The 12,980-nt window shown below is 40.7% G+C and carries 10 protein-coding genes; all 10 read right to left on the bottom strand.

Translation table 11 applies throughout. From position 1 onward, the window contains the following. Nucleotides 1–692 precede the first annotated feature (692 nt). The 10 genes from PDT38_RS01980 to proB all read right to left on the bottom strand — a co-directional run bounded on the left by PDT38_RS01980 (nucleotide 693) and on the right by proB (nucleotide 12,943). The gene (locus tag PDT38_RS01980; protein ID WP_270798662.1) at nucleotides 693–2,627 is read right to left on the bottom strand and encodes an AMP-binding protein; all 1,935 of its coding nucleotides are present in this window, start codon (nucleotides 2,625–2,627) and stop codon (nucleotides 693–695) included. A 26-nt stretch (nucleotides 2,628–2,653) separates the two neighbouring features. Further along, on the bottom strand, nucleotides 2,654–4,183 hold the full coding sequence (locus tag PDT38_RS01975; protein ID WP_270798660.1) for an acyl-CoA carboxylase subunit beta: 1,530 nt from the start codon (nucleotides 4,181–4,183) through the stop codon (nucleotides 2,654–2,656). Between the two features lie 25 nt (nucleotides 4,184–4,208). Next, nucleotides 4,209–4,988: an enoyl-CoA hydratase gene (locus tag PDT38_RS01970; RefSeq protein ID WP_270798658.1), complete on the bottom strand. Its 780-nt coding sequence runs from the start codon at nucleotides 4,986–4,988 to the stop codon at nucleotides 4,209–4,211. Between the two features lie 19 nt (nucleotides 4,989–5,007). Continuing rightward, entirely contained in the window at nucleotides 5,008–5,919 is a 912-nt protein-coding gene (locus tag PDT38_RS01965; protein WP_270798656.1) for a hydroxymethylglutaryl-CoA lyase, read from the bottom strand. 11 nt (nucleotides 5,920–5,930) lie between these two features. Beyond that, nucleotides 5,931–6,149: an acetyl-CoA carboxylase biotin carboxyl carrier protein subunit gene (locus PDT38_RS01960; protein ID WP_270798655.1), complete on the bottom strand. Its 219-nt coding sequence runs from the start codon at nucleotides 6,147–6,149 to the stop codon at nucleotides 5,931–5,933. Nucleotides 6,150–6,168: 19 nt separating this feature from the next. Next, entirely contained in the window at nucleotides 6,169–7,509 is a 1,341-nt protein-coding gene (locus PDT38_RS01955; RefSeq protein ID WP_270798653.1) for an acetyl-CoA carboxylase biotin carboxylase subunit, read from the bottom strand. Nucleotides 7,510–7,551: 42 nt separating this feature from the next. After that, nucleotides 7,552–9,189 carry an AMP-binding protein gene (locus tag PDT38_RS01950; RefSeq protein ID WP_270798651.1) on the bottom strand — a complete coding sequence of 546 codons (1,638 nt, stop codon included), beginning with the start codon at nucleotides 9,187–9,189 and terminating at the stop codon, nucleotides 7,552–7,554. Nucleotides 9,190–9,219: 30 nt separating this feature from the next. Next, the gene (locus PDT38_RS01945) at nucleotides 9,220–10,380 is read right to left on the bottom strand and encodes an acyl-CoA dehydrogenase family protein (protein WP_270798649.1); all 1,161 of its coding nucleotides are present in this window, start codon (nucleotides 10,378–10,380) and stop codon (nucleotides 9,220–9,222) included. Nucleotides 10,381–10,532: 152 nt separating this feature from the next. Continuing rightward, complete coding sequence (locus PDT38_RS01940) at nucleotides 10,533–11,801, bottom strand: glutamate-5-semialdehyde dehydrogenase (RefSeq protein WP_270798648.1); 1,269 nt, start codon at nucleotides 11,799–11,801, stop codon at nucleotides 10,533–10,535. 20 nt (nucleotides 11,802–11,821) lie between these two features. Continuing rightward, complete coding sequence (gene proB / locus PDT38_RS01935; protein ID WP_270798646.1) at nucleotides 11,822–12,943, bottom strand: glutamate 5-kinase; 1,122 nt, start codon at nucleotides 12,941–12,943, stop codon at nucleotides 11,822–11,824. Nucleotides 12,944–12,980: the final 37 nt, after the last annotated feature.

Here is a 12,980-nt window from a genome sequence, read left to right as displayed (position 1 = left end):
ATTTAAAAATGTCGTCTTCCGCAGTTAAACGTGTGTTATTTTATTGAAAAAACATTCTGCGCAGGAGAAAGAATGTTTTTAAACAAATGAACATCATGAAAGATGCATTTGATTAAGGGTACAAGCAAATAACAATCGGATCATTTCTACATGACTGGATGGTCTTATTCACTTTCAATTTCTAAAGATGATTATACATTCTATTATCATCATTTCAAAATGGGCTCCATAAAACCAACCTCTTGAAATTCAGTTATATTTATCATACATTTTGGCTCATCCCCTGTTTCAAGCGACCTATTTCATGATGGCTACATGTTAATTCTTCCTTGTTAAACAAATAAACCTTCCTTTGGAGTGTGTGAAGTTAATAGGGAAGGTTTATCTCCATTTTCTTTGAGCTGAAACGGCCCTTTGATGGGCCTGAACTCAACTGTTACAGCTGTTGGATCTCTTTTCGTTTATACAATTTAAATAGAAACTAACCTTATCTTTCTAATAACAAAAAAATGATTTTTTGCAGGATTATTTATAAGATCAATTTGTCGAACGACCCAATTTAAAACGACAATGGCTTTGATAATACACATCAAATGCCAAAGAAGAAGTCTTACAGGTAGAAAATTGACACATTTAACTAGCATTCATAGTGCTAATTTGGTAGCTGTTTAGCTATTTTAAAAGATAAAATGCTAATGTGCTGAAAGTCGAGTCATTTCTTCATACACATCTGGATTTTCCAATGTCGATAAGTCGCCTGAAGGCTCATTTAAATATGCACTACGAATCAGTCTTCTCATGATTTTAGCATTTCTTGTTTTAGGAAGACCGCTGACAAAATATAATTCTTTAGGTTTGATTGCTTTCCCCATCATGTTGCAGACAAGTTCTAACAGATCGTTCTTTAATTGTTCTTGGGAGATCTCTGTTTGTTTAAGAACAATGAAGCAGACAACTGCCTGCCCTTTTATATGATCAGGAATACCGATCACACCGGCTTCGACCACAGCCGGATGGCTTACTAAAACCGATTCGATTTCTGCTGGCCCGATTCTTTTCCCAGCTACATTGATCACATCATCAGAACGTCCGTTAATTGTCCAGTATCCATTTTCATCCCTTTTGACCCAATCACCGTGCACCCAAACATTTTTAAAGCGGTTCCAATATGTTTTTTCATATCGGTCTGGTTCATTCCAAAAACCATCTGTCATGCCGACCCATGGTTTTGTCAGCACAAGTTCACCAACTTCATTTATCATTTCTTTTCCATCTTCATTAAACACATTGGCGGCCATTCCCGGCAAGGTCGAGTTAAAGGTCATTGGCGTAATCGGTAGAAGCAGAACATTCCCTAATATACCACCGGATATTTCTGTTCCCCCTGAGTAGTTGACGATGGGGAGTTTTCCTTTTCCAACATGCTCGAAAAGCCATAACCATGGCTCAAGGTTCCAAGGTTCACCAGTAGAAGCGATCACTTTGAGACTGTTTAGTTCAGGAAAATCTTCACCATACTGAAGCAATGAGCGGATCAGTGTCGGTGAGACACCAAGGTGTGTAACATGATGGCGATGAATAAGTTTCCAGAGTCGATCATGTTCTGGAAAATCTGGTGCTCCATCATACAATAAAATGGATGCGCCATTTATTAAACCGCCAAAAATTAAAAATGGTCCCATCATCCAACCGATATCTGTAAACCAAAAAAACGTATCACCTTGTTTGACATTCATACCAAATCCGGCATCAAACGCGGCTTTAATTGGAAAACCGGCATGGGTATGCACCGTACCTTTCGGAGTGCCTGTTGTTCCAGATGTGTAAAGTAGCATGAGGGGATCAGTGCTTTCCATTTCTTCCGTTTTCTCTAGTGGTTTGTTCTTTAGCAGTTCATCCCAATTGATATCTAACTGTTCATTCCATGGTGTTTCGATATCATGAAGTTTGCAAACGATGACTTTTTCAATAGATTCCGCCATTTTTACAGCCTCATCTACTTCTCTCTTCATGTTGACGATCTTGCCTCTTCTTAAAAAGCCATTGGCGGTAACAATCATTTTAGTTTTACCAGCCTTTAATCTGATGGCTGCTGCATGAGCACCATAGCCAGAAAAAATCGGTAATACAACCGCCCCGAGTTTGGCGGCTGCAAGCATCGCAATAACGGTTTCGGGGAGCATTGGCAAATAGATGGCAATGACATCCCCTTTAACAATTCCCAGTTTTTTTAATCCTTGAGCTGTCCTTGAGATGACCTCATTTAATGCTGAAAAAGAAATCTGTTTCGTTTGCCCAGCTTCACTTTCCCAAATGATCGCTGTCTGTTTGGCAGTTTCTTGATGATGCGCCCATTTTTCGACTGCATTATATACAACATTTAAGCGGCCTCCAGTAAACCATCTTGGCCATTTAATGCCGCGATCAATATTTAACGTTTCGTTGTATCGCTTGTACCAGCTGATGTCTAGCGCTTTTTCAGCTTCTTCCCAAAACCAGGCGATATCATCTGTAGTGGCTTTGAGGAAGTCGGTATATTCGGAGAAACCGAGGGATTTCATCCATTGGAACAGCCTAGTTGATTGAATGAATTTTGAATCAGGTTGCCAAACTGCTTTTTCAGTCATCATGCTCCTCCTTTTTCGTTTTCTCATTAGACTGGATATACAGGATGTTTTCTTTCCGTAAAGATCATCGATTTTCCGGCATAGGCCGAAAGACGTTTGCTTAGTTCTGTGCGTAAGGAGTTGGCAGGAATGATAGCGTCGACAATCATTTCAGAAGCGAGCCTATAAATATCGATGTCTTTTTGATACTCCTCACGCTTTTCGGTAATGAATATGGATCGCTCTTCTTCGGGCAATTCTTTAATCTTATTGGCATAAACAGCATTGACTGCAGCCTCAGGCCCCATCACAGCAATCTGTGCTGTCGGCAAGGCCAAGCAGCAATCTGGTTCAAAGGCTGGTCCTGCCATAGCATATAACCCAGCACCATATGCTTTTCTAATAATGACGGACAGTTTTGGAACGGTTGCTTCTGCCATTGCTGAAATCATTTTCGCTCCGTGCCTGATAATTCCTGCACGTTCCACTTTTGTACCGATCATAAATCCGGGAATGTCCGCCAAAAAAAGCAGTGGGATATGATAAGCGTCACATAAATTGATAAATTTTGCCGCTTTATCTGCAGAATCATGAAAGAGGACACCGCCTTTAACCATCGGCTGATTTGCGATGATGCCTATTGGCTGTCCTTGAAGCCTCGCCAGTCCTGTAATCAGTTCAGGAGCAAACATTTTTTTAATTTCAAAAAACGAATCTTCATCAACCAGGCGGTAGATGAAATCCATCATTTGAAATGGTGCATTTTGATTTTTCGGTATGATATCTTCTAATGGTGTTTCATACATTTTTGGGGGTTTTGTTTCACAGACTGGAGCTTTTTCAGTATAATTCGCTGGAAAATAAGCCAGATAGCGGCGTGCCGCAAAAATCGCTTCTTCCTCAGTTTTGCTGAGAATGTCCCCACACCCCGATACAGAGCAATGCATTCTTGCACCACCCATTTCTTCGAGTGAGACTTTTTCCCCAATCACCATTTCAGCCATGCGTGGAGATCCTAAATACATCGAGGCGTTACCTTCGACCATGATAACAACGTCGCAAAAAGCCGGGATATAGGCACCTCCCGCAGCAGACGGGCCAAACAATAAACAGACTTGGGGAACACGGCCGGATAGTTTCACTTGGTTGTAAAAAATGCGGCCTGCTCCTCTTCGACCTGGAAACATGTCGACTTGATCAGTGATTCTTGCACCGGCTGAATCAACTAAATAAAGCATTGGACAATTTAACTTTTCGGCAGTTTCTTGGATACGAATGATTTTTTCAACGGTCCGTGCCCCCCATGAACCGGCTTTAACAGTTGAGTCATTGGCCATAACACAAACTGTTTTCCCTCCGATTTGCCCGATTCCTGTTACGACTCCATCCGCTGGTAATTCGTCAGAAAGACAATTGGCAAAGAATGCCTCTTCAAGTTGAAGATCATTGTCAAGCAGCAGTTCCAGACGGTCTCTGACAAACATTTTTCCTTTTTTTTCATTAGTAATATGATATTTTTCTGCTCCGCCCTTCAATATCTTGCTCATCCGTTTGTTCAGTTCTTTTTCAGCTGACATAAGGTTTCTTCTCTCCTTTTCAATCTCATTCTCCTTTATATTGAGGCTTTCGCTTTTCTAAAAAAGCTTTCAGTCCTTCTGTTCGATCATTTGTTGGAATGGTCAGTTCGTAAGCTTTTTGTTCGATGGAAAGTCCTGTTGCAAGATCTATTTCGAGCCCTTTGTTGATGGCGAATTTTGCTTGTCTAACCGCAATCGGACCGTTTTCAGCAATTTTTTGTGCGATATTTTCTGTTTTTTCTTTTAGTTCTTGTAATGGGACGACATATTCGACAAGCTGAAGATCTTTTGCATCTTTTGCTCGGAGGCGGTTACCGGTAAAGATCATTTCCTTTGCTTTTCCTCTACCGATTAAACGTGGTAAGCGCTGCGTTCCACCTGCTCCTGGAATAATGGCTAATGTTGTTTCTGGAAGGCCGAGCTCGATATGGTTAGCAGCTATTCTAATATCACAAGCTAATGCCAGTTCAAGGCCGCCTCCTAAAGCACTACCGTTTAATGATGCGATAACAGGCTGAGGTAATTCTTCAATCTCCTTAATCACGTCTTGGATGAGGGAAACCGTCTGTTTTGTTTCCCCATGGTTCATGTGTGCTCTTTCTTTTAAATCAGCACCTGCACAAAATACTTTTTCTCCTGTTCCCGTTATGATGACAGAGCGGATAGCTGAGTTGGATTTAATGCTATTGAGATGACGGTGAAGTTCTTCAAGAAGAGATGTTGATAGGGAATTGGCGGCATGCGGTCTGTTTAGTGTTAAGGTGGCGATTGATTTATAAATAGAAAAAAGAATGTTTGGTGCCACTCATCATACCTCCGTTTCTTTATGAAAAACAGTCTAATGATTTGGCTGCCTGCAAATTATGGCTTGGTAGCTGTCTACCTGTTTTTTCTTCGATCCACTTGGCAGCGAGCAATAGCTTCCCAAGCTCAACTCCTGTTTCTATGCCCATTTGGGCACACATATAAATCAGATCATCTGTTGCAGCATTGCCTGATGAGCCAGGTGCGTATGGACAACCACCTAGTCCACCACATGCTCCATCAAATGTAGTGATTCCCATATTCATCGCTGTGATGATGTTGGCAAGTGCCATGCCTCTTGTATTATGAAAGTGGAGAGCAATTTTTTCTTTCGGAAAGCGATTTAACAATGTTTCCAAGATAAGCTCTACTTGTACGGGATTAGCGGCACCGATCGTATCTCCGAGGGAAAGTTCATCAATTCCCATTTCAAAAAGAGTTTCAGAGATACGAACGATTTGTTCTAGTGGCACGTTTTTTTCATAAGGACAGCCAAAAACGGTGGATAAATAGGCTCTTGTGGTAAGCTTGGCTTCGATCGCTTCAGTGATCACTTCTTTTAGAATTGGAAATGTCTTGTTGATTGGTTTATTAATGTTTTTTTGATTGTGCGTTTCACTCGCTGACATAAATACTGCCGCTTCATCAATATTTCCTGAGATCGCTCGTTCAAGCCCTTTTCGATTTGGAACAAGTGCGGCATATGTCACACCGGGCTGACGTTTGATTCCTTTAGCAACATCGAGTGCATCTCGAAGAGGTGGAACCCATTTAGGGTGAACAAATGATGTAATTTCAATATAGGAAAGCCCTGTCACAGAAAGCATATCGATCCAGGAGATCTTATCACTCGTACTGAGGAGGACCTGTTCATTTTGCAGACCGTCCCGCGGTCCGACCTCTTTAATGGAGATTTTTTTTGGAACATTCATCTGTTTGCCTCCTAGCATGATTGAAGCTCTAATAATACATCACCTTCATCAGCAAATTCCCCCTCCTTTTTTTTAACTTCAATGACGGTCCCGCTTGTCTCAGCAATGATGGGAATCTCCATTTTCATAGACTCTAAAATCGCAACTTCTTGCCCTTTTTCAATTTGATCGCCCTTACCCACTAATATCTTCCATATGTTTCCTGCCATATTGATGACAACAGTATTCATAAAGCGCCTCCTTTCTTTTTTATTTCAAGAGATGCTGTTGGACAAAGTTCGTTTGGACACCACCTTTTTGAAAGTCTGGTGATCGTACAATCTCTTCAAGCAGAGGGATGTTTGTTTTAATTCCTGCCACCTTATATTGCGCGAGCGCTTTTGTTAAAGTTTGAATCGTCTCTTGTCTGTTTTTTCCTTTGACAATCATTTTAGAGATCATGGGGTCGTAATATGGGGTGATCTTCATCCCAGTGGATATCGCACATTCATGACGGATATTCGGGTGTTCAGGCAGGTTGAATTCAGTGATGGTTCCTGGTGATGGAAAAAACGTCTTTGGATCTTCAGCATAGATTCTGACTTCAATTGCATGACCGTCTCGCTTAATATCATTTTGTGAGAAAGTGAGCGGCTTACCCAAGGCTGCATAAAGTTGTTCCTCTACAAGATCAAGACCAGTAATTTCTTCTGTGACCGGGTGTTCGACTTGCAGGCGGGTATTCATTTCAAGAAAATAAAAACGGTTGTTTGAATCAACTAAAAACTCGATCGTCCCAGCATTGGTATAGCCGATCGATCGTGCCGCTTTTACAGCAGTTTCTCCAAGTTTTACTTTTATGTTTTCGTCTAGTAATGGAGCTGGGGCTTCTTCGATCATTTTTTGCTGTCGTCTTTGAATCGAACAGTCACGTTCCCAAAGATAGACACCTTTTCCATATTGGTCTACTAATATTTGAATTTCGATATGGCGGGCCTGCTCAATATATTTTTCGATATACATAGAACCATCACCAAAAAAATCTGTAGCTCGTTTTTGGTTCCCTTCATAAGCTTTTTTCAATTCGTTTTCATTGTGAACAAGCTGCATGCCAATCCCACCACCACCAAAAGCTGCTTTTAGCATGATGGGATAGCCAATCATATTCGCCATCTTGATCGCATCGTCTAGATTTGATAAGCTTTCGGTTACACCTGGAACAACTGGAACTCCAGCTTGTTCCATCGCTTTTCTCGCTGTAATTTTGTCCCCCATTTTTGCGATCACTTCCGGTGATGGTCCAATAAATGAGATATTCTCTTGATGGCACCTTTTTGCAAACTGGCTATTTTCCGAAAGCAGTCCATAGCCCGGATGGATAGCGTCTACACCTGCTTGTTTTGCTGCTTTGATGACCTTTTCAATACTTAAATAGCTTTCATTGACATGCGGTTTTCCAATCAGCCATGCTTCATCAGCCATTTTGACATGTAATAACTCAGCATCTGCTTCAGAGTAAACAGCTACTGTTTGAACACCAAGCTTCTTGCAAGTACGAATAATACGAAGAGCAATCTCGCCACGATTAGCAATCAGTATTTTTTTATACAAAAAGTCTCCCCCTTTCATGTTAGTCACGGATGAAAGATAAAATTACAATTGAAAATATTTTATTGCTTGTTCTCTTAACTTGAATTTTTGTATTTTTCCAGATGCCGTCATCGGAAAGTCGTTAACAAATGCGATATGACGTGGAATTTTATAGCGGGCGATTTTTCCTTTACAATAATCTAGTAATTCTTGGGTTGTTAATGATTCCCCGCTTTTCACTTTTACCCATGCGGAAACTTCTTCACCAAGTGTTTGATCAGGTACACCGACAACCTGGACATCAAGAATTTTCGGATGCTGATATAAAAATTCTTCAATCTCCCTTGGATAAATATTTTCGCCTCCTCTAATAATCATATCTTTTAATCTGCCAGTTATTTTGCAGTATCCATCTTCATCCATGACAGCTAAGTCACCTGTATGAAGAAACCCATCCTCATCAATAACTTGAGCCGTTGCTTGCAAATCTTTATAGTAACCTTTCATAACATGATAGCCTCGTGTACACAGTTCACCTTGTGTTCCCCTTTTCACTTCTTGGTTTGTTCCTGGTTGTGTGATTTTCACTTCGATATTTGGCAGGGCGCGACCAACGGTTTCAACTTTTCTTCTAAAAGAATCATCAAATCTTGTTTGGGTAATCACTGGTGAAGCCTCTGTCTGCCCATAAGCAATCGTAATTTCAGACATCCCCATCTTGTCAATCACTTCTTTCATTACTTCAACTGGGCAGATAGACCCTGCCATGATTCCAGTTCTTAAAGAGGATAGATCGAACAATTCAAAATCTTTTTCACTTAGTTCCGTGATAAACATCGTTGGAACACCGTGAAGTACAGTACATTTTTCCATTTCAACCGTCTGCAGTACAGTTTTCGGATTGAATTCTTGAACGGGTACCATTGTACCTCCGACAGTTACACATACTAAATTTCCGAGTACACAGCCAAAACAATGAAAAAAAGGGACGGGTATACACATTCGATCCATTGTTGTTAAGTTCAAACATTCCGCAATATTGATGGCATTGTTAACCAAATTATAATGGGTGAGCATGACTCCTTTTGGAAAACCGGTTGTTCCCGACGTATACTGGATATTGATCACATCATGTTGATCAAGGCTTTCCATTCTTTCTTCAAGCTCTTGTTCACTTATGTCATCAGCAAGCTTCGCCAAATCATCCCAAAGATACATTCCAGGATGTTTGTTTTTTCCTATCATGATGATATTTTTTAATAAAGGTAGTGTGCTAGATTGAAGATCACCAGCTGCGGAGTTTTTCAATTCTGGAACCACATCATCAAGAATTTTAGTAAAAGAAGTGGTTTTGTAAGATTCCATTAATATGAGTGTGGTTGAAACAGAATGTTTAAGTACATATTCAAGTTCTGATGATTGATGATTTGTATTTATGGTGACAAGCACCGCGCCAATTTTGGCAGCAGCAAACTGTGTTAAGAGCCATTCCGGTGTATTCGAAGCCCAGATGGCGACATGTTCACCTTTTTTAATACCTAGTTTCATCAATCCTTTTGCCGTTCTACGACACAGTTGATCAAATTGTCTGTATGTTATGTTGAGGCCGCGGTCGGGGTAGACAACGGCTTCATGATCAGGTATCTGGTTCGCTGTTTTTTCTAACAGTTCTCCGATCGTCAAATGAATCCGTTCTGCCACTTGTTTCCCCCCTTTTATTAGTAAGCGCTTTCACTGTGATGCTTGTTTTTTTAAACCAAGTTGTCTAGCAATGACAAGCCGTTGAATCTCTGATGTCCCTTCTCCAATTTCCATCAATTTTGCATCACGTAATAAACGTTCAACCCCATATTCTCTCATATAACCATATCCACCATGAATCTGAATCGCTTGATTGGATGCTCTAACAGCCATCTCTGAAGCATACAGTTTAGCGAAAGCTGCTTCTTTTGTGAATGGTCGTTTTTGATCTTTTAACCAGGCGGCTTTCAGGACCATATTTCGTGAAAGTTCAATTTCCATCGCCATATCGGCAAGTTTAAATTGAATGGCTTGAAAACTGGAAATCGGCCTGTTAAATTGCTTTCTTTCATTTGCATATTTTAATGAAGCGTCAAATGCAGCCTGAGCAATTCCAACCGAAAGTGCAGCAATCGAAATTCGGCCGCCATCGAGCGTATATAAAAATTGTTTAAATCCTTTGGCAGGACTACCTAATAGGTTTTTTTTCGGAACACGAACATTTTCTAATATAAGTTGTGAAGTGTTAGAACCGCGAACTCCCATTTTGTCATATTCACTCTTAATCGTAAATCCTTTGACATCAGTTGGAACAATGATAGCTGAAATGATATTTTTTCCCTGATCATCTTTGCCGGTTACCGCTGTGATAATGACCGTTCGAGCATACCCTGCATTGGTGATCCAGCATTTTTCTCCATTGATCACATAATCATTTCCGTCTTCTACAGCTTTGGTTTGTGTGCCTCCAGCATCAGAACCGGCATTTGGTTCAGTTAAGCCAAACGACCCCAGCCCTAGACCTTGTGCAAGCGGAACAAGATACTCTTGTTTTTGTTCTTCCGTACCAAAATAGGCAATCGGGGAAGCCCCTAGTGAAACAGCAGCAGCATAGCTGAGCCCTGTACTGCCGCACGCTCTACCAATCTCTTCAACGGCCAATGCATAAGAAATCGTATCACCACCTGAACCGCCATATTTTTCTGGAAACGGAATTCCCAAAAGTCCAAGTTTCCCCATTTTCCGAAAGGTTTCGATGGGGAAATCTCCTGTCTTGTCAAGATGTTCAGCATGCGGTGCAACTTCATGTTTTGCGAAATCTCTAGCAAGTTCGCGAATCATTTGTTGTTCTTTACTTAATTCATAATTCAATGGAATGCCCCCTTTTTATCGTCTTGATGGATGAGCTTTCTATTATCATATTAGGGAAACATGTTCTTCATGCTTTTAAACGAAGTGAAAAAATAAATAAGGCTGTCATCATTCCAAATTGAATTGGAATGATGACAGCCTAAAGTAAAATGCTATGCTCTAATATGACCGTTACCTGTCATCACATATTTACATGTGGTAAGTTCTTTTAAACCCATCGGTCCACGTGCATGAAGTTTTTGGGTAGAGATGCCGATTTCTGCCCCGAAACCGAGGGCTCCCCCGTCTGTAAACCGGGTTGAGGCATTATGGTAAAGTGCTGCGGCATCTATGATGCTTAAAAATGCTTTAGCTGTTTCTTGATTTTCTGTAACGATTGCTTCTGAATGCTTTGTTCCATATGTTTCGATATGGTCGCATGCTTCATCAAGATGACCGACAACTTTAATGGCAATCTCAAGACTTAAATATTCATTTTTCCAATCGGTTTCATCAGCAAGGGAAGCTCCTGGAATAAAGCGCACAGCTTTTTCATCCCCATGAACCTGAATTTGATGTTTATTTAAGACTTCGATTAATTCTGTCGCATTTTGCTCCAACCACTTTTCATGAACAATCAGTGTTTCCAGAGCATTGCAGACGGCTGGGCGGTCTGTTTTTGCATTGATGAGAATGTTGAGTGCTTTTTCTGTATCAGCTTCACTGTCAATATAAAGATGACAATTACCAACTCCTGTTTCAAGAACAGGAACTGTCGCATTCTCGACAACCTGTTGAATTAAGGCGCCTCCTCCACGAGGAATTAATACATCTATATGCTGTTTCATTTTAAATAAAGCTTTTGTAGCGTTACGATCCGTACTTTCTATGAATTGAACAGCATCTTTCGGTACTCGCGTATCAGATAGAGCGCTATGCATGACAGAGACGATCGCTTTGTTAGAATGAATAGCAGATGATCCACCTTTTAAAATAATTGCATTTCCCGATTTTAGCGCAAGCCCTGTCGCATCGACCGTTACATTTGGCCTTGCTTCATAAATCATCCCAATGACACCGAGTGGAACACGGATTTTTTCAACTTTTAGTCCATTCTCAAGCGTCCAATTGGATATCGTCTCACCGACCGGGTCATCCAGTTTTGCGACCTCTTTTAAGCTGTTGGCAAAATCAATCACTCTGTTTTCATTTAGTGACAACCGATCAATATAGGCTGCATCATATTTCTTCCGAGCGGCTTCAATGTCTTTTCGATTTTCCTTGAGGATAAAATCAATGTTTTTTTCAAGATGTTCGGCAAGTGCATACAGCGCTTCGTTTTTTTCCTGTTCCGTAACCAGTCGCAATGATTTCGCTGCTTGATTTGCCTTTATTGCTTTTTCCTCAATTGTTTGTGCTATGTTGACATCAATAGTTGCCATGTATATTCCTCCTCATATTTTTAGAGTGGGGCTGATAGCTCTAAATGACAAACAAATGCTTCTCTGTCAACGACAGCCTGTGAAGAAGAGGCTGTTTCCTGATTCACATCCTTCTTCCATTTACGAAGTTCTGCTGAAGAGAAATTGACAATTCCCAAACCGATCTCTTCTCCTTCTTGATCCAAGATTCGAACGACTGAACCGTTGCTAAAACGTCCGTTTATTTCGTAAATACTAGAAGGATACAGGCTTTTTTTACGGTCGATGATAAACTCTTTGCTTTCATTACTGACAATGATATCGCCTTCTGGACCAGAGTTAAAAGCGATCCATTGTTTTTTATGGTTAAGAGTGAGCGTATCAGCATTTGATTCAAAATATGTTCCACGTGCGGTTCCATTCACTGCTTTTTGCAAAATATCAGGATGATCAGCCTTTCCTAAAAATCCTTTAATACCTGAGGCCATTGTAATTTTAAAAGCGTCCAGCTTTGACTTCATGCCACCGGTTCCAATGTCACTTCCGGCATCACCTGCAGATGCTTCAATTTCTGGCGTGATTTCACTGACTTCTTTGACAAGACGGGCACCTGAAGTTTGCCGAGGATTTGCGTCATACAGTCCGTCAATATCTGAGAGGATCGTTAAAAGATCTGCATCAATTAGACCGGAAACTTTTGCTGCAAGCGTGTCATTATCTCCAAATTTGAGACGATTGACAGTGACTGTGTCATTTTCGTTAATAATCGGGATAATTCCCCGCTCCAAAAGGACATTCATCGTGTTTCTGACATTGTTGTACCGTTTTTCATCTGAAAAATCGCTTCTTGTAATTAAAATTTGTGAAGCAATATAACCATGTGATAAAAACAGTTTTGAATAAGACTCGATTAATAAACCTTGCCCGATCGCCGCAGATGCCTGTTTTTCCGGTAATGTATCAGGCCTGTCGATAAATCCGAGTTTTCGGTAACCTGCTGCGACTGCACCTGAGGAAACGAGCAGCACTTCGTGTCCTGCATCCTTCAAACTGACAATCTGTTCAACTAACTTTTCAAGCTTTTTTCTGCTAATTTCACCATTGAGGCTTGTTAATGAACTACTTCCCACTTTGACAACAACCCTCTTTCGATTAGAGGTCATCTTATCACTCCTGTAGAATTTTTCCTTCTCTTTTAGG

It is taken from the genome of Bacillus changyiensis (assembly GCF_027706145.1).
Classification (GTDB): Bacteria; Bacillota; Bacilli; order Bacillales; family Bacillaceae; genus Bacillus; species Bacillus changyiensis.
Note: the sequence above shows the minus strand (reverse complement) of the source record. Positions and strands in the feature narration are given on the sequence as shown.